19 protein-coding genes are annotated in these 19,169 nt (G+C 70.3%); 7 read left to right on the plus strand and 12 right to left on the minus strand.

What is annotated here, in order from left to right:
* The 3 genes from RN743_RS01760 to nudC form a co-directional block, all read right to left on the minus strand.
* Positions 1-221 (minus strand): hypothetical protein (locus tag RN743_RS01760; RefSeq protein ID WP_310775622.1); only part of this gene is annotated, 221 nt, incomplete at its 3' end.
* A gap of 3 nt (positions 222-224) precedes the next feature.
* Complete coding sequence (locus RN743_RS01765; protein WP_310775624.1) at positions 225-458, minus strand: carboxypeptidase-like regulatory domain-containing protein; 234 nt, start codon at positions 456-458, stop codon at positions 225-227.
* Positions 459-536: 78 nt separating this feature from the next.
* Positions 537-1,556: an NAD(+) diphosphatase gene (gene nudC, locus RN743_RS01770; RefSeq protein WP_310775626.1), complete on the minus strand. Its 1,020-nt coding sequence runs from the start codon at positions 1,554-1,556 to the stop codon at positions 537-539.
* Positions 1,557-1,613: 57 nt separating this feature from the next.
* Between nudC and RN743_RS01775 the strand changes: the two genes are divergently transcribed.
* From RN743_RS01775 to RN743_RS01785, 3 genes are all read left to right on the plus strand, one after another.
* Positions 1,614-2,306, plus strand: a complete 693-nt coding sequence (locus RN743_RS01775; RefSeq protein WP_310775628.1) for an HAD family hydrolase — start codon at positions 1,614-1,616, stop codon at positions 2,304-2,306.
* Between the two features lie 91 nt (positions 2,307-2,397).
* On the plus strand, positions 2,398-2,646 hold the full coding sequence (locus tag RN743_RS01780; RefSeq protein WP_310775630.1) for a type II toxin-antitoxin system prevent-host-death family antitoxin: 249 nt from the start codon (positions 2,398-2,400) through the stop codon (positions 2,644-2,646).
* Entirely contained in the window at positions 2,646-3,074 is a 429-nt protein-coding gene (locus tag RN743_RS01785) for a type II toxin-antitoxin system VapC family toxin (RefSeq protein WP_310775632.1), read from the plus strand. The genes RN743_RS01780 and RN743_RS01785 overlap by 1 nt, the downstream gene beginning before the upstream one ends.
* Here RN743_RS01785 and RN743_RS01790 read toward each other — a convergent pair.
* Together RN743_RS01790 and RN743_RS01795 are read right to left on the minus strand one after the other, a co-directional pair.
* Positions 3,031-3,885: an alpha/beta hydrolase gene (locus RN743_RS01790; RefSeq protein ID WP_310775634.1), complete on the minus strand. Its 855-nt coding sequence runs from the start codon at positions 3,883-3,885 to the stop codon at positions 3,031-3,033. The two genes, RN743_RS01785 and RN743_RS01790, sit on opposite strands and share 44 nt — an antisense overlap.
* 32 nt (positions 3,886-3,917) lie before the next feature.
* Positions 3,918-4,772: a nitrilase-related carbon-nitrogen hydrolase gene (locus tag RN743_RS01795; protein WP_310775636.1), complete on the minus strand. Its 855-nt coding sequence runs from the start codon at positions 4,770-4,772 to the stop codon at positions 3,918-3,920.
* Positions 4,773-4,915: 143 nt separating this feature from the next.
* Between RN743_RS01795 and RN743_RS01800 the strand changes: the two genes are divergently transcribed.
* A complete protein-coding gene (locus RN743_RS01800) occupies positions 4,916-5,656 on the plus strand; it encodes an SOS response-associated peptidase (protein ID WP_310775638.1) in 741 nt (246 codons plus the stop codon).
* Here RN743_RS01800 and RN743_RS01805 read toward each other — a convergent pair.
* From RN743_RS01805 to RN743_RS01815, 3 genes are all read right to left on the minus strand, one after another.
* Positions 5,653-8,790, minus strand: a complete 3,138-nt coding sequence (locus tag RN743_RS01805; protein ID WP_310775640.1) for a hypothetical protein — start codon at positions 8,788-8,790, stop codon at positions 5,653-5,655. The two genes, RN743_RS01800 and RN743_RS01805, sit on opposite strands and share 4 nt — an antisense overlap.
* Positions 8,787-10,031: a mechanosensitive ion channel domain-containing protein gene (locus tag RN743_RS01810; RefSeq protein ID WP_310775642.1), complete on the minus strand. Its 1,245-nt coding sequence runs from the start codon at positions 10,029-10,031 to the stop codon at positions 8,787-8,789. Before RN743_RS01810 ends, RN743_RS01805 begins: the two co-directional genes overlap by 4 nt.
* Before the next feature lie 70 nt (positions 10,032-10,101).
* Positions 10,102-10,983 carry a DUF481 domain-containing protein gene (locus RN743_RS01815; protein WP_310775644.1) on the minus strand — a complete coding sequence of 294 codons (882 nt, stop codon included), beginning with the start codon at positions 10,981-10,983 and terminating at the stop codon, positions 10,102-10,104.
* Between the two features lie 240 nt (positions 10,984-11,223).
* On the opposite strand from RN743_RS01815, the gene RN743_RS01820 reads away from it, so the two are divergent.
* The gene (locus tag RN743_RS01820) at positions 11,224-12,576 is read left to right on the plus strand and encodes an amidohydrolase (RefSeq protein ID WP_343218976.1); all 1,353 of its coding nucleotides are present in this window, start codon (positions 11,224-11,226) and stop codon (positions 12,574-12,576) included.
* A 68-nt stretch (positions 12,577-12,644) separates the two neighbouring features.
* On the opposite strand, the gene RN743_RS01825 is transcribed toward RN743_RS01820, so the two are convergent.
* The 3 genes from RN743_RS01825 to RN743_RS01835 all read right to left on the minus strand — a co-directional run bounded on the left by RN743_RS01825 (position 12,645) and on the right by RN743_RS01835 (position 15,261).
* Positions 12,645-13,319, minus strand: a complete 675-nt coding sequence (locus RN743_RS01825; RefSeq protein WP_310775648.1) for a hypothetical protein — start codon at positions 13,317-13,319, stop codon at positions 12,645-12,647.
* Positions 13,320-13,543: 224 nt separating this feature from the next.
* Positions 13,544-13,984 carry a DUF126 domain-containing protein gene (locus tag RN743_RS01830; protein ID WP_310775650.1) on the minus strand — a complete coding sequence of 147 codons (441 nt, stop codon included), beginning with the start codon at positions 13,982-13,984 and terminating at the stop codon, positions 13,544-13,546.
* Positions 13,981-15,261, minus strand: a complete 1,281-nt coding sequence (locus RN743_RS01835) for an aconitase X catalytic domain-containing protein (protein WP_310775652.1) — start codon at positions 15,259-15,261, stop codon at positions 13,981-13,983. The genes RN743_RS01830 and RN743_RS01835 overlap by 4 nt, the downstream gene beginning before the upstream one ends.
* 53 nt (positions 15,262-15,314) lie before the next feature.
* Here RN743_RS01835 and RN743_RS01840 point away from each other — a divergent pair, with 53 nt between their 5' ends.
* On the plus strand, positions 15,315-16,079 hold the full coding sequence (locus tag RN743_RS01840; protein ID WP_310775654.1) for an aspartate/glutamate racemase family protein: 765 nt from the start codon (positions 15,315-15,317) through the stop codon (positions 16,077-16,079).
* Here the strand turns inward: RN743_RS01840 and RN743_RS01845 are convergent.
* Positions 16,066-17,463 (minus strand): CapA family protein, encoded by a 1,398-nt coding sequence (locus RN743_RS01845; RefSeq protein ID WP_310775656.1) that lies wholly within the window; start codon positions 17,461-17,463, stop codon positions 16,066-16,068. The two genes, RN743_RS01840 and RN743_RS01845, sit on opposite strands and share 14 nt — an antisense overlap.
* Before the next feature lie 86 nt (positions 17,464-17,549).
* On the opposite strand from RN743_RS01845, the gene RN743_RS01850 reads away from it, so the two are divergent.
* A complete protein-coding gene (locus tag RN743_RS01850) occupies positions 17,550-19,166 on the plus strand; it encodes an amidohydrolase family protein (RefSeq protein ID WP_310775659.1) in 1,617 nt (538 codons plus the stop codon).
* Positions 19,167-19,169 lie beyond the last annotated feature (3 nt).

Genomic DNA, 19,169 nt, shown 5'->3' on the forward strand with positions numbered 1-19,169 from the left:
CTGAAGTCGGAGATGGGCGCGTTCTCGAGTTCCGCGGCGTCCAGGGTCGCGATCGTGTGGCCGAGACGGCGTTTCTCGGTCGCGACACCGGTGCCCGTCACGACGATCTCGTCCATCTGGACCGCGGTGACGTTCAGAGCAACGTCGAGCGTCGCGGTCGAGCCGGCGGTGACGGTCACGGCTTCGGAGGCCTGACGGTAACCGACCAGGCGGACGACCACCGTCTACTCGCCGGCGGGAACGTTGAGTAACACGAAGTCCCCGCTGGCGTTGGTAAAGGTCCCGATGCCGGTGCCCTCGATGAACACCTGCGCGGATGAAAGGGGTCGGAGGGAGCCTTCTTCGGTCACTCTGCCCGCGATGCTGCCCGCTTGGCCGCTCAGGCCGGGTGCGAGGCAGGCGAGCGCAACCAAGGCCACTCCCCATGCACCGATGGTGCGAGACGCGATTCGTTTCATGCGGCGCTCCTTGCGCTGGAGGCGATGGAAGCGGCCGAACGACCCGCCCCCGATTCCGCCAACTCGTTCCACAATCCGTTATTGATAATGAGATTCCGGCGCTCCCGCCAGCCAGTCCTCGATGAGGCGGCGGGAGATCGAGACGCGACCCGGGAGCCGGAGGCCGATCTCGCGGCGGCGGGCAAAATCAGCGCGCTCGAACCAGCGCGCATCGACGAGTTCCTGCCGCGCGACGGTGAGTTCGCCGCCCACGCGCTCGGCCCGGAAGCCGAGCATCAGCGATGCCGGGAAGGGCCACGGCTGGGACGAGCGATATCGGACCGATGCCACCTCGATCCCCGACTCTTCCCTGACCTCGCGGACGACGGCCTCCGACAGGCTCTCGCCCGGCTCCACGAACCCGGCCAGCGTGGAGTAAACGCCCTCCGGCCAGATGTCCTTCCGCCCGAGCAGACAGCGGTCGCCGTCGGTCACGAGGACGATGATGGCCGGATCCGTGCGCGGAAAATGGTCGACGCCGCACGCTTCGTCGGCGCAGCGCCGGACATGTCCTCCCTGCTCCGGCCGGGTGGGAGCGCCGCACGAGCCGCAGAAGCGGTGCCGGCGACTCCAGGTGACGATCGCCCGGGCGTAGGCCAGGAGCGAGCCGTCTCCCTGCCCCAGCATCGCCCCCACGCCGCGGAGATCGAGGAACTTCCCCGCCCCGTCGAGCGAGCCGTCGGTAGGCGGCCCTTCCCCTGCCCCCCCGGCTTCCCCGGCTTCCCCGGCTTCTCCGGACACGTCGGCGGCGAAGAGCGCGCGGCCACCGTCCCGTCCCCCTTCGAGTCCGAGAAAGATCCATTCTTCAGGTGGTGCCGAGGCGGAGGCTGCGAGTTCAGGCGGAAGGAGTACCGGCCGGTAGGCCAGGCCGTCCGCTTTCGCCGCGACTTCCCGCGCCGTTTGGGATACGAGGCTGCGCTCGCGCCACACGGGCACGACGCGCGAGGCCGGATCGGACAACCGGTCGGTGAGCCACCGGGGGTCGGCCCTCAGATGAGTGGCGCGATCGAGGCCCCCTCCCGCGAAGGGGTTCGGTTTCCGGTGGCCCTCCCCTGCCACGCCCAATAAGATCTCGCCGGCCGACATGGGGGAAACGTAGCGGTTTCGAGGGAGAGCATGCACAGTTTCGAGGGGACGGCGGGACGGGGCACCCTTCTCACGTTCGATTGCTACGGCACGTTGATCGACTGGGAGGGCGGGATTCTCGCGGCGCTCCGAGCCGCGTACCCGGAGGCGGCCGCGGTGGAGGATGAGCGGCTCCTTGGCGAGTTCCACGCGGCCCAGAACCGGCTCAAGACGAGCGAGTATCGCCCCTACCGGCAGCTGCTCACGGAGACCTCGGTGGAAGTCGCGCGCGCGAACGCGTGGAACACGGAGGACGGGTTCGCGGCCGGCGTCCCCGCGAGCATTCCCTTCTGGCGGCCCTTCCCCGACACGAATCCGGCGCTCTCGCGCCTCGCCGCGGCGGGCGTCACGCTGGGGATCCTCTCGAACATCGACGACGACCTGCTCGCCGGGACGCTGAAGCACTTCGAGGTCGAGTTCGGCCTCCTCGGCACGGCGCAGCGGCTGCGCAGCTACAAGCCGGCCGCGGCGCACTTCGAGCGCGGACGGGAGTGGGCCGCCGGCTTCGACCGGTGGCTGCACGTGGCGCAGAGCCTCTTCCACGACGTGGTCCCCGCGACCGCGCTCGGAGTCCCCGTGCTGTGGGTCAACCGCAAGGGCGAGTCCCGCCCGGACGACGCCGACCCCGTACACATCGCGCCCGACCTGGCCATGACGGCGGAGTGGCTCCTGTCGCCGGCCTGACGTCGAGATTTTGCCGCACGCTTCCCTGCAGGTCGTCCCCGACCTAGAATTAGACCAGTCGTATCGTCTGGTCTAACCTTCGGAGGCTGGCATGGACCACATTGGGGCTTACGAGGCCAAGACCCACCTGGCGCAGCTCCTGGACCGCGTGGCGGCGGGAGAATCTCTCACGATCACCCGACACGGTCGCCCGGTCGCCCGGCTGATCCCCGTCGACGAGGACGATCGTGCCCGGGCCCGTGCAGCGGCCCGCCGCATCCTCGAGCGCCGCAAGCGCCTGCCGCACCGCGCGTCGATCGCGGAACTCATCGAAACGATCCATGAAGGGCACAGATATTGATGACGCTCGTCTTGGATGCGTCGGTCGCGCTGTCCTGGTGTCTTGCGGACGAAGATGATCCGCTGGCCGAGTTGGCGATGCGCCTGACCCTGGAACACTTCGCCGTCGTCCCTCGGATCTGGTGGTACGAAATCCTGAACGGCCTCACTGTCAACAGACGCCGGGAACGCATGAACGAGGATGATGTGCCGGCCACGGTCGCGGACCTCAAGGGAATGCGGATACTGACCGACGAGGAGCACAGCGACGGCGTGATCCTCGATCTCGCCTTGCGACGCGGACTCTCCGTCTACGACGCCGCCTATCTTGAGACGGCGCTCCGCCGCTCGCTGCCACTCGCCACGCTCGATGGCCGACTTCGCCGCGCGGGCGAGGCTGCGGGGGTCACGACGCTCCGGCGACGAGACCGTCCAGGACGTCGCGGGTGAAGCCGTGGAGCTCCCGCCATAGCACTTCGTGCGAGAAGATGTCGTTGTGCCCCGCCCCGGGGATCTCGAGCCAGCGGCGGGGTCCCCGCAGCGCCTCGAAGACGTCCCGGCTCTGGCCGGGCGGGATGACGCGATCCTCCTCGCCGGCGGCGACGAACGTCGGCACCTCGATGCGCGGCGCCCTTTCCAGCGTGTCGAAGCGGTTGTGCAGCCAGTCCAGATACCAGTCGGGCAGCCACGACAGGCGGTGCCGGGCGATCGCCGCCGTGTCCGTGAACGGCCCGAGCAGGACGACGCCGGCCACCGGGCGGCTCACCGCCAGTTCCGCGGCCACGGAACTTCCGAGAGAGTTTCCCAGGGGAAGGAGCCGCTCGGGCTCGACGCCCCGCTCCTCCACCAGCCACCGGTACGCCGCTCTGGCGTCCGCGTAGAGGCCTTCCTCCGAGGGCTTCCCCTCGCTCGCTCCGTAGCCTCGATAGTCGGGCAGGAGGACATCGAGTCCGAGGTTCGAGAGCGCCGCCGCCACCGTCCCGCGGTCTCCGAGGTGCCCGGCGTTGCCGTGGAAGTAGATCGCGGTCCCCCGCCTGGACTCCGGCGGGTCTGCGGGAAACCACCACGCGTGCAGTTCGATCCCGTCCTCGGTCGGGATTCGGACCTCGGTTGCCCGCGGGAATCCCCAGTATCGCGGATGCGTCTCGTGCGGCTGCAGCGTCTCCGGATAGAAGACGAAGAAGGGGACGATCCGGGGCATGAAGAGACGGACGACGGCCATCAGACCGACGAGGACGACCACGACGATGAGGAGTTCCACGAGCGGGAGCCGGCGGCGGCGGACGGCCGGAGTCAGCGGCCGGGCACGGACGAGGCCGTGGCAAGGCGCTCGGTCCAGCGTGCGTAGACATCGGGGCGGCGGTCGCGCCAGAACAGCCGCCGGGCGGTCGAGACCGCGCACCGCGAGAGCTCGACGTCGGCGTAGAGAATGGCCTCTTCCCCTTCCGGCGCCCGCGCGAGGACGACGCCCTCGGGATCGACCACGAACGACTCGCCGGCGAAGGTGAGGCGGGGCTCCGCGCCGACGCGGTTGGCCAGCGCGGCGAAGTAGCCGTTCTGGAAGGCCGCCACGCGCACCTCGGCCTCGAACAGCCCCTCGGGCCACTCCCCGACCGCGCCCGCCTGGGGGATGACGACGAGTTGCGCCCCTCGTTCTCCCAGTCGCCGCATGTACTCGGGATAGTGGCGGTCGTAGCAGATCGCGACGCCCACGCGTCCCACGGCGGTGTCGTAGACGAGCGCGTCGGTGTCGCCCTTCGCGTAGTAGTGCTGCTCGTGGAAGCACGCGTATTCGGTGATGTGCATCATCCGCGTCACCCCCAGCAGCGAGCCGTCGGCGTCGAACACGGGCGTGCTGTCGTAGCAACGCCCGTCGGGCCCGAGTTCGTACTGGTTGAACACCGTGACGAGGCCGAGTTCGGCGGCGTGCGCAGCGATTCGGTCGCAGGTGGGGCCGGGGATCGGCTCCGCGATCCGCGCGGCGCCGGGGTCGTCCGGCCGCTGCGGGAAGAAGCGGTCGATCGCGAGTTCCGGGAACGCCACGAGACCGGCGCCTTCCGAAGCGGCGCGCCCCATCGCATCGAGCGCGCGTTCGAGGTTGCGGGTGCGGTCGGGCCCCGCCGACTGCTGTACAAGTGCGATCTTCATCTCGTTTATGTCCTTCGCATGGATCGTTCGCGGTTCGGGGCAGGCGAATTGCCTCGGTCGCCCGGAACGGAGGATTGTCGGCGCGCGCGCCGGGACCCGCAACGGGGTCCACGGATCGCGTCGGGCTTCGTTAAGTTGCTCCCATGTGCGGACGATTCAGCCTTCAGACGCCGGTGCCGGACCTGGCCGAACTGTTCGAGGCCGATCCATCGCGGCTCGATGAATGGGTCGCCCGCTACAACGTGGCGCCCACGGACGAGGTCATCGCGCTGCGGCGAGGGACCGGCGGCCGGGAACTGGTTCCGCTTCGCTGGGGGCTGATTCCGAACTGGGCGGAGGATCGCGCGTCGCTCCCGCCGATGATCAACGCCCGCGCCGAGTCGCTCGAAACCCGGCGCGCGTTTCGCGGCCTCGTCATCGACCGGCGCTGCGCCGTCCTCGCCGACGGTTTCTACGAATGGCGGACGGAGGGCGGCCTGAAGCAGCCGTACTTCATCCGGCGCCGGGACCGGAGACCGATGGCGCTCGCCGGCCTGTGGGACGTGTGGCGGGGGCCGGGCGGCACGATCCCCTCCTGCACGATCGTCACGACGGACGCGAACGCGCTGCTCGAACCGCTGCACGGCCGCATGCCGGTCATCCTCGAGGGCGAGGACGCGCAGATGTGGCTCGACCTCGACATCTCCGAGCGCACCATGGAGCCGCTACGGCCGTTCGACGCGGAAGCGCTGGAGGTGTTCGCGGTCAGCCGCCGGGTGAACCGCGTCGCCGCCGACGATGCGGCCTGCACAGAGCCGCGCGGCGCCCCGATCCGGGAACCGTCAGGCTGGCGCGACCGCCCCCCGGTCGGCGACGCGCCCCCCGACCAGCTCGCGCTCTTCTAGTGCAGGACGTTGCGGGACCGGAGGTGCTGGCTCACCGCGCCGAGCATGAGCGGTCGAATCCGGTAGCGGGGCCCGGCCGGGTCCGGCGCGTCTCCGGGGGCCTCCTCCTCGGCGGCCTCCCCGTCCGGGCCGATTTCGACCAGGCGCAGCTCTTCGAGCGACCTGAGCGTGTGGCGGGCGGCGGCGGGCGGGACTCGCATGACTTCGCCGTACTCGGTGAGCGTGAGAGTCCCGTGGTCGAGGATCGCCTTGAGGGCGAAGCTCTGGTCGATATCCAGCGTGTCCAGCGACGGTGAGGTCGGGGTCAGAGGACGGACGAGAAGGCTGCCCTCGATCGTCTCGAGGTCCACGGACCTCAGCCAGTGGAGCAGCGCCAGTCGCACGGAACCGAGCGAAGCGCGGTGGAGCCGCCGGAAGTAGTCGGCCTCGATCAACTGTCGACGCCTCTGGCTCGTCCGCGCGCGTCGAAGCCGCCGAAGAAGAGCGGCCCGCCCCGCTCGGGGTTCGTCGAACTGGAGCGGGATCCCGCTCCGCCGGTGCCGCGCGAAGATCGCCTGCCGCAACTCGTCGGCGGTAAGGGGGGACAGCGTCAGGCAGTGCATGTCGCGGACGAACGGCCGGAGGCGTGCGCGGACGATCTGCCACGCCGAGGCGTTCAGCGAGACGATCCAGAAGATCCTCGACTCCGTGCGCGCGATGCAGGTCATGAGGCGCTCGAACAGCTCGCCGCCGCCCGGGGCGCGCAGGTGCAGGAATTCTCCGCCTTCGAGAATCACCGTCCGGGGGATCTCCCCGTCCGGGAGCCGCAGGACCCGGTCGGCGAGCCGGTCGAGGTCGACCGTTTCCCCGGGTGTTTCCGAGGCTTCGAGGCCGAGCCACGATGCGAGGCGGCGCGCGAACCGGGGTTCGTCGCGCTCCCGTTCACTCAGGATCCGCCTCACGCAGGCCGGCGAATCCGCCGCAAGACGGGCCGCGACCACGTTCAGCAAACTCGTGGTCCCGACGCCGGGGGGTGAGACCACGATCAACGAACCGGCCCCGCCTTCCTCCCACGCCCGATGCAACTTCACGATCTCGGTCAGGCTGCGATCCCTCCCGGCCAGGAGTTGGGAATCGGTGAGGGGCTCCAACGAGAACAATCGGCGGTACACGGCCGGAAGATCCCGGAAGACCTCCGATACCGAAGCCGGCTGGGGAGCATCGGGGTCGGCCGCTCCCTTGATCGGCGGGAGGAGGCCGAGGGCCCTCGCGACGATTGCGAGGCGTCGCCATCCGGCGCGGACGGCCGACGCAACGGAGGGCTGACGCTCGGCGAGGCGGCTCCGCCACCGTCGCCAGTCCCCGGCGACCTCGCCCTCGAGGTATGAGCGTGCTCGCAGCAGTTCCGCCGCAAACCCCTCGGCGAGGGCCCGGCGGGTGAGGCGCCCGGTCCCCTCGGCGACCTCGGCGGCCGCCCGGCGCCCGGCCGTCGCGCTCGCCTCGAACAGGACCTCACGCGTCTGTTCGAGCTTGTCGGCGGCGCGCGTCAGCGCGTTCCCGGCGGGAGCGATGACCCGACCGCGATCGGGGGGCTCCGACCCGTCGCGCGCATCGGAGAGTTCGGCGAGGGTGACCTCGTATCCGTACGCCGACACCTCGCACGCCTCCGCCACCTCGGCGCCTGCCCGGTCGAGCGCCCGGGCCATGCCGCCCGGTATCGCGCGGATCCGCTCCATCCTGAACGTGTCGAAGGCCTGGGTTGCGGCCTCACGGACCTGCACTTGCCGCGCTTCCCGGCCCGGCCGCCGCACGGCTTCGCCGGCGTCGGGGATCTCGTGCAGGGACGCGACCTCGGGCAGGCCTAGGTTGAGCGCCTCGATCCGTCCGACCGCCCGATCGGCGGCAGCCGTGAGTTCCGCGACGAAGGCCCCGGAGTCGCCCAGCACGTCGGCGGGCCCCGCCAGCGCCTCGGCGAGTCCGCGCCGCTCGGCCTCAAGCGTCCCTTGCAGGGCCTCGGGTGCGGACGTCAGCTCCGCCACGCGCCGACGACCTTCGTCGAGCGCCGACTCGAGCTCCGACATCACCCCGCTCACCCGCTCCATCGTTTCCGCCCAAGCGGTGGCCAGCCGGCCCCCGATGGACGAAATCTCGAGACTCGCTTCGAGCAGGTTGCGGTACAGTTCCAGCCGGTTGGCGGACTCGCGGGCCCAGCGATCCCAGCCTTCCGCCCATGCCGAATCCGGGTCCCGGTGCCGGGGGTGGGGCGGATCGCGCGCAACGAACGTGCCGGCGACCGCCACCGTCGCCTTGAGGATCCGGACCGCACGGCGGTCCGCATCGGCGGGTGCGGGTCCGGCGGCCGAGCCCAGACCGTCCGCCGCCGGCAGGAGTTCGCCCTGAAGCGCCCGGCCCGCCGCCGCCAGCCGGCCCGGGTAGGCGGACGTGCGCCCCCCCTCCGGGTGGAGGGCCGCCTCGATCCACGCGTCGAAGGCGCGCTCCAGGCCGCCCAGCCAGACGGCCCGCCGGCGCTGACTCACCCGGCAGGCGCGCGCCTGCCGTGGGAAAACGACCCCATCGAGGTGCCGCCGGGCGAGGCCGGCGACCGGGACCTCGTGCGTCACCCGCCGCCAGACGATGGGCCGGAGCGCGCGGGCGAGGAGGCGCTTCGCGTCGATCCCGCCCCGGGCATCGCGCGCGCGTCGGAGCGCATCCGCGGCGAGGGGCACGTCGGCCTTCGCCGGGAGTTCCTCCACGCCCGCCTCCGCTTCGGCGCGAGCAGCCGACAGCGACGCCCGCAGACCGGCGGCCAGCGGCGCGCGGCGGATGGCCCGACACAACGGCTTCAGGACCTCGTCGGAGGCCGCCCGGAGGTATCGGTCCGCCGCGTCCGGTCGACGCGACTCCTCCCCGTCTGCACCCCCGGGGCCGACGTCCGCCTCGAGTTCCGCCAGCGCCTTCGCGTGTATTCTGGACGCACGGCCCAACGCGCGGCGGATCGGAGCCCAATCGTCTTCCTCGTACCGCCGCCAGACGTCCCGGAAGGGTCGATGCACGGCTTCGGCGATCCGGTCGGCGATCTCCGCGTCGTTTGCCGGGCCGGACGCGCGGCGGCCCAGGTCGCCGAGGTCTGCCGGGTTGCCGTTGCCCGCGTTCATGCGCGCAGACCTCCGCCCGCGGCCGACGGGTCCGGATCGGTCGGCGCGGTCGTTTCCACCGCGGGATACAGATCCCGCTCGGCGACGAGGCCCGCCGCCCGGAAACCAGCCCGCGCCCGCTCCGTGACGTCGCTCTGGAAGAGGAACTCGAAGCGTGGATCCAGTACGTACGCCTTTATCCTGATGCGCGTGAGGAACGTCGTCCGGAACTCGTCGCCGACAAGTACGACGATGGGTTTCTCGAGGAAGACGTACCTGGACGTGACCGCCGCGTCGAACGCGATTCCCCTCGCTTTCCGCTCGTCCACGCGTCCCGGCAGATAGAGGTCCGTCACCACCTGGCAATGGAGTTGCCCCGCGTTCGCGTTCGCGACGGATTCCTGCACCACCTGGGCGTTGGGCACCGACACCAGGTTGTCGTCGGCCGTCACGATGCGCGTGGAGCGGAGTCCGATGGAGACGACCTCACCGTAGGTCCCGCCCACCGAGATCTTGTCGCCGACCTGGAAGGGCTGGTCGAACACGACGATGAGGCCGCCGAACACGTTCTTGAGCAAATCCTGGGCGGCGAACCCCAGCGCCACACCCAGAGCGGCGCTCGCGGCCAGGATTCCCTGGGCGTCGACGCGGAAGACCGTGCGGAGGATCAGGTAGGCCGCGATCGCCCAGAGGAGCATGCGGCTGATGGGGATGAGCGACTTGAAGGCGAGACGGCGCCGGACGCTCCGCTCGGCGAGCGCCTCCAGCGTCCAGACCAGGACCCGGATCAGCAGATGGAAGATGACGATGACGACGAGCGACCAGAAGATGCCGACGCCGAGACCCCGTACCTCTTCTCCCGCTTCCTCGAGATCCAGTGCCGGAAGCGCCGTGGACGACGTGTCCCCGGTGGTCGCGGGAGGGACGGGGGCCTGCAGCGAATCCAGCCGGGCAAGGATCCGCTCCTGGGCCAGCGCCAGCGCCTCCAGCCGGATCCCGATCGAATCCTGAGCCAGGGGCGGCGCCTGCTGCCCTGACGCTGCGGCCGGCGCTTCGGGTCCTGCCGCCTCCGGGTCAGTCGTCTCGGGTGGTGCGAGCGCGTCAGCCGATCCGGGCCCGGGCGCCGGGCCGGCCTCGGCCCCCGCGGGCGTGGCCGCCGGTTCGGCGGCGACCGGCGGCGGGGCGTCCGACCGACAGCCGGCGGACAAGCCGGACAGCAGGAGCGGAAGGAAGACGGCGGTCCTTCCAAGTCGTGGAACCAACCCACCGGATCGCCTGACCATGCCGGCTAATGTGCGGGGACGGTGAGCCTCCCGACAATCACCCCTCGAGTCAGAAGTTGGCGACGAGCGCGATGGTCAGCGTGGAGTCGAGCTTGTGGCGCGGGACGAGGACCGTCGTGCCGGTCGGCGTTCCGGCGGGCCGCTCAAGGGGAGCCCGCGTGAGGGCCGGTACGTTGTCCCACACCAGCCGGAGTCCCGTCTTGACGGCCAGCGAGGAGTTGATGTCGACGGCGAGGGAGGTCGCGAAGTCCGCTCGAAGGTCCGCCGCGTCCGTGAGGTTCTCGTCCAGGATCAGCACGCTCTCCAGGCTGGCCGTCGGCGTCAGCCGCCGACGGAAGTCGGTGGAAACGCGCACCCCGCCGAAGCCGGAACTCTTTTCGGGATCGTCCACGACATCGTTCTGTGCGGTGAACGTGATGCCGTAGTCGCTCTTGAGCCGCGTGGTCTCGGTCTCGACCCACAGGTTCCCGATGCCGCCGACGAGGGAAAGGCGGCTCTCGAATCCGGCGAAGGTGTTCCTTTCCCACGCTGCGCCCGTGGTGAGGTGGACATGGTCGGAGAAGGACCGCTCGTATTCTCCGCGCAGGAAGTAGTTTTCGGCCGTCGGCTTCGGGTCGGCGTCGCTGGTCACGGTGAAGTCCTCCTCCGTACCCACGGCGACGCGTCTCGTCGTCCCCGACTCGGTCCGAAGCCCGCCCGCGCGGAAGGAAATCTCACCGCCGGCCCATTCCCGCCGTGCGGTGCCGCCGAGACCGAAGGTGCGAACCGTGGAGTTTCCGGACGTGAAGAGCAGGCTCAACTCCGCGCTGTAGTTCCAGGCGGCAGCCTCCGGATCGCCTTCCTGTCCCTCCTGAACGAGTGCAACCGCCGGCGGCGGGACAGACCCGAGCGTCAATCCCAGGACAATGCCCAGCCGTGCAGGAAACCTCATCGCTCCCACCCCCCAGCCCGTGATCGGTACGAGAAACGGCGACCAAGGCTAGCCAGACGCGCTGCGCCGGGCCAGCTTCCAAAGACCGTACTATCCGTCCCCCTTCGAGGAGTTCCAGAAAGCATGTCCAGGTCAGACAGGCACCCCTTGGTGAACAGGAAGCTCCGCGGTCGCCGACTCCTCGCCGGCGCCATCGTGGCGGCATTCCCGCTGTCCCTCGCGGCGGCTCAGGATGCGCAGATCGCGGCGATCGACGCGCGCAGCGACCACTACGGGGGCGTGGCGCGCCAGATCTGGGAGTGGGCCGAGGTCGGCTACCAGGAGGAGAAGAGTTCCGAGCTGCTGAAGGGCGAACTCGAGGCGGCGGGGTTCTCGATCGAATCCGGCGTCGCCGACATGCCCACGGCGTTCGTGGCGAGCTACGGCTCCGGGGGTCCGGTCATCGGGATCCTGGCCGAGTACGACGCGCTGCCGGGCATCTCCCAGGACGCGGTGCCCGTGCGCTCCCCCATCATCATCGGAGGCGCGGGCCACGCGTGCGGACACCACCTGTTCGGCGCGGGCTCCGTGGCGGCGGCCATCGCGGTCAAGGAATGGCTGGAGGAGACGGGACACGAGGGGACGATCCGGCTCTATGGTACGCCCGCCGAGGAGGGAGGCGCGGGGAAGGTGTACATGGTGCGCGCGGGCCTGTTCGACGACGTGGATGTGGCGCTGCACTGGCATCCCGGCGCGCGGAACAGCGCGAGGGTGGGGCGCTCGCTGGCCAACAAGTCCGCCAAGTTCCGCTTCCGGGGCTACTCCGCGCACGCGGCGGGCGCGCCGGAGCGGGGACGGAGCGCGCTCGACGGGGTCGAGGCGATGAACCACATGGTGAACCTCATGCGCGAGCACGTTCCTCAGGAGACGCGCATCCACTACGTGATCACGCAGGGCGGGTTCGCGCCCAACGTCGTGCCGGACTTCGCGGAGGTCTACTACTACGTGCGGCACCCGGACGCCCCCACCGTGCTCAGCTTGTTCGAGCGCGTGGCGCGCGCCGCCGAGGGCGCCGCGATGGGTACCGGGACCGGGATGGAATACGAGGTGATCCACGGGCTCTACGACCTCGTGCCCAACGTCGCCCTCGGACGGGTAATGGACGCGAACCTGCGCAAGGTGGGGGGCGTGGAGTACACGGAGGCGGAGCGGGCTTTCGCCCAGCAGATCCAGGACTCCTTCGTGGGCGGTTCCGGCCGGCCGCTGGGCTCCGAGGCCGAGATCGAGGAGTTCGGGGTGGACCCCGCGGGCGGCGGATCGACCGATGTCGGCGACGTGAGTTGGGTCGTGCCGACGACGGGGCTGTCGACGGCCACCTGGGTGCCGGGAACCTCGGCGCACAGCTGGCAGGCGGTGGCGGCCGGAGGCACCGACATCGGGACGAAGGGGATGATCGTCGCCGCGAAGACGCTCGCGCTGACGACGATCGAACTCTTCCAGAGCCCGGATGTGATCGCCGCCGCGTGGGAGGAACTGCGGGCGCACCGCGGCGCGGACTTCGAGTATTCCGCGCTGCTCGGCGACCGCCCGCCGCCGCTGGACTACCGCCGCTAGACCGACCGCTCGGCTCCGGTTTGCTCACCCGGAGCCGAGCGCCACGGCATTCGATCCGGACTGCCCGCCTAGTCCTTTCGCGGCGAGAGGCGGTCGACGAGGTCGTTCATCCAGCGGCCCGCCAGGTCCTTGCATCCGAGCCCGAAGGCGAGGGCCAGCGCGAAGCCGATCGCCGCGAGGATGATCAGGAAGGCGTCGCCCACGAACTGGACCTGAACCTGCTGCAGGGCCACGACCACGGCGAAGATGATTACGACAACCTGTGCGAACTGCCCCAGCACCTGGGCCTGCGCGATGCCCGCGTTGCTGGCCACGGCGCGGACCGTCGCCCCCAGAAAACCGGCAGCCAGGATCCCCAGAATCAGCACGACGATGGCCGTCACGATCGTGGGCAGGAAGCCGACGAGTCGCTGAAGCAACTCGGCGGTGGCGGTAAGTTGCAGCGCATTCAGCGCCGCCACCAGCACGACGAGCATGACGATCCAATAGGCCAGGGCTGCGACCAACTGGGAGAAGGTGCGCTCGATGCCACCCTTGGCCAGCATCTCCGCCAACTGGATCCGCTCGGCCAGGCTGTCCGCCTTTACGGCTCGAAGCAGTCGGATGAGCGCCATCTTGATCAGCCTGGCGACGATCCAGCCAACAACCAGGATCGCCACCACGGCCACCAGGTTGGGCAGAAACCCGACCAGTTGATCGAGGAAGGCGCGGATCGGCTCAAGCAGTATCGCGTCCCAATCCATGTCCATCGTGGTTCCCTCCATCGCGAAAAACGGTTGCTGGTCAGCGCCGCGTCGTTACCCGCGGCTCCATTTATTCACGACGACTCGGGGGGCGGCCTCCACCCGGGCCGATAGAGGACTTGGCCGATCGAGGACTCAGAATGATGAGCAGGAGTCCAAGCCACCAGCCTGACACCGCATCCGGCAACGGTCCGGAGCGACGGCAGGCGGCTTCCGGGGCGCCGTCAGCGGACGAGAACCGTACCCGCAGGCTCGACCCGGGCGCGGGAGATCCGGCTCAGCGTCTCGAAGTCGTCGGGGGATAGCGCGATGACGGGTGGGGCGCGGTCGTAAAGCTGAGCGGCGACGATGGCCGCGAGCGCGAGGAAGGTGTCGGGGCCGCGGGTCAGGAATGCCGCGGGAGCGGTGCCGCGGCGGATGGCCTCGAGGAGGACGGCGGTCGTCGTGCTGGACCCGCGGGTCGCCGGGATGGCCATGATGCGGCCGGCGCCGGTCCGGCCGGCCAGCGGGTGGCGGCGGTCGATGATCTCTCCGGTCTCGGCGTCGTAGCCGCCCCAGAAGCTGAGCGGCTCGGACGAGTAGAGGACGGCGCCTTCCGCGGCGCCCGCGACGAGCGCGCGGCCGTTCAGGGGACCGGAGCCCGGGGCGGCGGGGACGTCGCTCACGGCTCGGCGGTCCAGGGGCCGTCGTCGCGCGTGACGCGACCGGCGACGGCGGATGCCACGCAGTCGAACAGGCTCCCGAAGGCGACGGCGCGATCGAGCAAGCCGGGCGTATACCAGGCGTACTTGGCGGAGTTCGTCATGAGCCGCTGGATGGTGTTCGGCAGCATGGGCGTCGTGAGTATGCAGGTGTCGACGGTCAGTTCCCCTCCGAACGATTCGATCGCGTCGAGGTAGCCCGCCTTTTTCGCCAGTGCACGGACGGCCCGTCCGGTCGTGATCAACAGCCGCACGCCGGGGTGGCGCCGCCGGCCGTCGACGAGCGGCGCCAGGGCGGCGAATTCCGACAGCGAGAAGTGCGGACTCCCGAGCACGACGAGGTCGAGGCCGTCCGCGTCGGACAGTCCCGAGCCGAGTTCGTCCCGCGCCGCCCACAGATCCGCGGATCCCGGACCCAGTCGGGCCGCCGGTTCCCTCCCCTGAAACGCCGCGCCCAGGTCGGGCGCCTCCGGCGTAAGACCGACCCAGTGAAACAGACCTACCGCGCCCGAGGAGGCCATGGCGGCTCCCAGCGCTTTCAGGTCGTCCTCCCCCGGCCGGGCCCGGAGTCCGTCGAGCACCGGGATCCGCCCCGCGACGCGCAGGCCGATCCAGTGTCCCAGCACCGGATACAGGGCGGGCTCGTCCGCCAGCCCCCGCGGGACGCCGGAGAGATCGACGAGCACCTGTCCCGCCCGATTCCCGGTCAGATGGAGCCCGGCGGCCGGGGCCCGGCCCGTGACCGCGCAGCAGATGTCCAGCAGGTCCGGATAGCGCTCGGTGCGCGCGCCCAGCACCGAGTTCGCGAACACGATCGCGCTCGACTCGCCCCACGCCACCTGCTCTCCGAGCCCCGGCCGCGGCTGCGTCTGGTAGGGTGCACACGTCCAGGTGGGCTCGCAGCCCATGGTCTCGTACGCCTGCATCTGGCGCCGCGCCGGCGCTGCCCAGGATTCGGACACATCCCACTCCCGCCACCCGTGTTCGTCCACACCCGACACGTTGAGCGTCGTCGGCACCCGTACCTGCGCCCCGCCGTCCGCCAGACGCTCCGCGAACTCGAGCGTCGCCGGTCCCTGGTAGAGCGACGAATCGATATGCGCCGCCGTGATGTCGAGCAGTTCCCGCGCCCCGACCACGTCGGCCATGCGCGCGAGGATCGACATCGCCAGCCGCGCCCCCTCCCCCTCATCTCCCCGCAGGAGCGAGAGATCTCCGGGTGCGAGACGGACGCCCGTCATCCCGCCGTGTTCCATCCGGATTCGTTCCGCCCCATGTTCCGTTCGATCAGCCCGTGAATCCGAGACCCACGGATCCGACCATGCGCATCGTCTACTTTCTTCCCGGACCCATGTCCCGCGGCCCTCTCGGGCCGGAGGAACTCGTCCGCCGCCAGGCTTTTCTCAACGAGCATGCCTTTCACGGGTCGGAAGCCGTCGTTCGCGAGACGGAGAACGGCCCGGCCTCGGTCGAGTCGTCCGCCGAGGAGTATCTCTCGGTGCCCGGCATCCTCGAGGCCGCGCCGCGCCTCGAGGCGGAAGGGTTCGACGCGATGATCATCGGGTGTTTCGGCGATCCCGGCCTCGCGCCGGCCCGTGAACTCGTCGACTTCCCCGTCATCGGCCCGGGCCAGGCCGGAGCGCTCGCCGCGGCGCAGATGGGCCAGCGCTTCGCGATCATCACGGTCGTGGACGAAGTCGTGCCCGCGATTCGCCGCCAGATGCGCGGGTACGGGCTCGAAGGACTCGTGGCGGACATCCGTGCCGTCGACGTCCCGGTGCTCGAGCTGAGGCAGCGCGCGGATCAAGTGCTCCAAACGCTCGAAACGGAGGCTCACGCGGCGCTGCGTGCCGGGGCGGACACGCTCGTATTGGGCTGCATGACGATGGGGTTCCTCGACGTGGCGCGGAAGCTCGGCGAGCGCCTCGGAGTGCCCGTCATCAACCCCGTGCTCGCCGCGCTCAAGGCGGCGGAATCGTTTGCCGCCACCGGCGTGCGGCCGTCCCCGCGCGCCTATCCCCCACCCCGCAAGGAGGTCTCGCGACTCACGGTCGGATGACGCCGACGCCGTCCTCGATCGTCATCGTCGTTCCGAACTCGGCGGAGAGCTTCGCGAGACCCTCGAGGATCTCCTGCCCCAGCGCGTAGTCCGCCATCATCGGGCGCCCGCGCACCGGGCGCGGCAACTGCCAACCCATGGTGATCGGGTGGAGCTGGATCTCCTTCAATTCCCCGCCCTCGTACTCCACGACGGGGACGACGCTCTCCCAGAACCCTTTCCCGGCGGGGAAGGAGCCGGCGCCCATGCGCTCGATGCGCACGTCCTGGAACATGCCCGGATGGTCCTGGTACCCGAGTCCCTGCGCCTCGTAGTTGTCCTGCGGCTGCAGTTCGACGGTCTCGTTCTGCATGGCGAAGTTCGCCAGCGAGTAGAAGATCGGCTTGCCCCGGTACATCTCGACCGCACGCAGGATGTGTGGGCCGTGGCCGACGAACATGTCCGCGCCGGCGTCAACTGTCGCGCGGGCGACATCCACGAGGAAGTCGGCCGGCACCTCGCGGCGGTCGCCGCCTTCATGCGAGTGGCTCGTGACGATGACCCACTCGGCCTGGCGCTGCGCTTCCTTCACGACTTCGATGATCTCCGCCAGGTCCCCGGCGTGCGGCACCGTCTTCATGCCCGGCTTGTCGCCCACGATGAACGTCATGCCGCCGAAGTTCAGCCTCGGTCCGGAGCCGCCGCCCCGTCCCGCCGCCGAGAGCGCGTCCCGGAGGCCCGCCATCTGCTCCGCCGTCACGGTCACGTGCCGCTCGTAGCGGATCGGGCTCAGTCCCGGGCGCCCGCGCATGTCCGGCCGCTGGTGTCCGGCCCGCATCGCGTCGTCGAAGGTCGAGGCGATCGAGATCAGCGCGACCCGCCCCCCGGGCGTGTCCACGTAGACCGGGGCCCGCGCTTCCGCGAGGTTCTCACCGTAGCCCGCAACCGCGAGCCCCGCCGCTTCGGTCGCTTCGACCGTGCGCCGCGCCCCGCCGGCCCCGAAGTCCATCGTGTGGTTGTTCGCCAGGCTCACCATGTCGAAGCCGAACCACGCGAGTTCGTGCGCGATTTCCGGCTCCGCCCGCATGTAGGTGCCGCCGCTTGCCGCCGCCGGGATCACGTCGTCCTCGTAGTCGTGGAAGAGGATCTCAAGGTTCACGAAGGCGGTGGTCGCGTTCCGGATGATGTCGCGCAGGGCAAGGAACTCGGGCTCCCGGTACGGAGACATCTTCCGGGAGATGATCGCATCTCCCGCCAAGGCGATGGACATGTCACCGCGCGCGTCCTCGAACGCTTGCGCCTCGAGCGATGGCGGCGCGACAAGCGCCGTCCCGGCGGCGAGGGCGAGGCCGGCCGCGATCCCGGCGAACGTGAGCGACGACAGCGGAAGTCGATTCCGGCGCATGGGGGCCTCCGATGGGCTTGCCTGCGTGGGCTTTTGCTTGTGCGGTTCGCATCCGGGCCGACAGATTCGACCGTATGAACTACAACATGCTTTTGCCGACTGCGCGCCGCCACGCCGCGCGGGGGCTCGCAACGTTGCTCGTGGCTGCGGGCCTCTCCGGCGCGGCGGCCGCTGCCCGGCCCTTGGCGGCGCAGAGCTACGACCTGATCATCCGCGGCGGCACCCTCGTCGACGGATCCGGGAGTCCGGCCCGGGCGGGGGACGTCGCGATCGACGGCGGACGGATCGCAGCGGTGGGCGACCTGGGCGCGGCGACCGCCGACCGGGTGATCGAAGCGAACGGACTCCACGTCTTCCCCGGCTTCATCGACACGCACTCCCACGCCATGCCGGCGCTCCTCCGCGATGAACTGCGGACGGCGCAGCCTCTTCTCGCGCAGGGGATCACAACGATCTTCGCGAACCCCGACGGCGGCGGCACGGTCGATCTCGCCGACCAGCGGGCGCGCATCCGCGACCCCGGCGTCGGGGTCAACGTGGGCGCCTTCGTCCCGCACGGTAGCGTGCGGCGCGCCGTGCTGGGGATGCAGGCCCGCGAGGCGACGCCGGAGGAACTCGACCGCATGCGGACGATCGTCCGCGACGGGATGGACGGGGGCGCCTTCGGACTCTCCTCCGGCCTCTACTATTCGCCCGGATCGTACGCCCCGACCGGAGAGGTCGTCGAACTCGCGAAGGTCGCGGCCGGGTACGGCGGCGTGTACCAAAGCCACATCAGGGACGAATCGGACTATTCGATCGGCCTCATGGGCGCCGTGGACGAGGTGATCGAGATCTCGCGCGGCTCCGGCATCACGGGCGTCGTCACGCACATCAAGGCGCTCGGGCCCCGGGTGTGGGGCCAGTCCGCCGACGTCGTGCGCCGCATCGAGGAGGCACGGGCGGAGGGTCTCGCGATCTACGCGGACCAGTACCCGTACGAGGCGTCGGGGACGAGCATCGTGGGCGCGCTCGTCCCGCGCTGGGCCCTCGCGGGCGAGGGGGGCAACCTGTACGAACGCATGGAGGATCCCGCGGAGCGCCCCCGGCTCGTGGCGGAGATGTGGGAGAACCTCGACCGCCGGGGTGGCGCCGACCGGCTCATGCTGCAGGGTGGCCCCCATGGCGGCCGCACCCTGCAGGATGTGGCGGACGATCGCGGGGTCGACGCGATCGAGACGGCGCTCGCCCTCCTCGTGGAGGCGCTGGACGGAGGCGGCGGCACCGGGCTCACGTCGTTCAACATGAACGACGAGGACATCGCTCGCTTCATGTCACAGCCCTGGATGATGACGTCCTCCGACGGCTCGCTCTGGGTGCCGGGCGAGGGACACCCGCATCCGCGCGGCTTCGGCGCCTTCCCGCGGCGGATCCGCAAGTACGTGCTGGAGGAAGGCGTCACCACGCTCGAACGGGCGATTCACGCCATGACGGCGCTTCCGGCCCGCGTGTACGGGATCGACGGCCGCGGGGTGCTCGAACCCGGCGCGGTCGCCGATGTCATCGTCGTGGACCTCGAGCGGTTCCGCGACACCGCCGAGTACGACGACCCGCACGGTCTCGCCGAGGGGGTCGAATACTCCCTCGTCAATGGTACGCTCGCGATCGACGAGGGCCGCTTCACGGACGCGCTCGCCGGCGAAGCGATCGTCAAGACGCAATAACTC

It is taken from the genome of Candidatus Palauibacter scopulicola (assembly GCF_947581915.1).
GTDB lineage: Bacteria > Gemmatimonadota > Gemmatimonadetes > Palauibacterales > Palauibacteraceae > Palauibacter > Palauibacter scopulicola.

Bases quoted from the DNA above. Each gene is read 5' to 3' on its own strand.
- RN743_RS01765 (WP_310775624.1), bottom strand. From the start codon at position 458: ATGAAACGAATCGCGTCTCGCACCATCGGTGCATGGGGAGTGGCCTTG.
- RN743_RS01775 (WP_310775628.1), top strand. From the start codon at position 1,614: ATGCACAGTTTCGAGGGGACGGCGGGACGGGGCACCCTTCTCACGTTC.
- RN743_RS01780 (WP_310775630.1), top strand. From the start codon at position 2,398: ATGGACCACATTGGGGCTTACGAGGCCAAGACCCACCTGGCGCAGCTC.
- RN743_RS01785 (WP_310775632.1), top strand. From the start codon at position 2,646: ATGACGCTCGTCTTGGATGCGTCGGTCGCGCTGTCCTGGTGTCTTGCG.
- RN743_RS01795 (WP_310775636.1), bottom strand. From the start codon at position 4,772: ATGAAGATCGCACTTGTACAGCAGTCGGCGGGGCCCGACCGCACCCGC.
- RN743_RS01800 (WP_310775638.1), top strand. From the start codon at position 4,916: ATGTGCGGACGATTCAGCCTTCAGACGCCGGTGCCGGACCTGGCCGAA.
- RN743_RS01805 (WP_310775640.1), bottom strand. From the start codon at position 8,790: ATGAACGCGGGCAACGGCAACCCGGCAGACCTCGGCGACCTGGGCCGC.
- RN743_RS01815 (WP_310775644.1), bottom strand. From the start codon at position 10,983: ATGAGGTTTCCTGCACGGCTGGGCATTGTCCTGGGATTGACGCTCGGG.
- RN743_RS01825 (WP_310775648.1), bottom strand. From the start codon at position 13,319: ATGGATTGGGACGCGATACTGCTTGAGCCGATCCGCGCCTTCCTCGAT.
- RN743_RS01835 (WP_310775652.1), bottom strand. From the start codon at position 15,261: ATGACGGGCGTCCGTCTCGCACCCGGAGATCTCTCGCTCCTGCGGGGA.
- RN743_RS01845 (WP_310775656.1), bottom strand. From the start codon at position 17,463: ATGCGCCGGAATCGACTTCCGCTGTCGTCGCTCACGTTCGCCGGGATC.
- RN743_RS01850 (WP_310775659.1), top strand. From the start codon at position 17,550: ATGCTTTTGCCGACTGCGCGCCGCCACGCCGCGCGGGGGCTCGCAACG.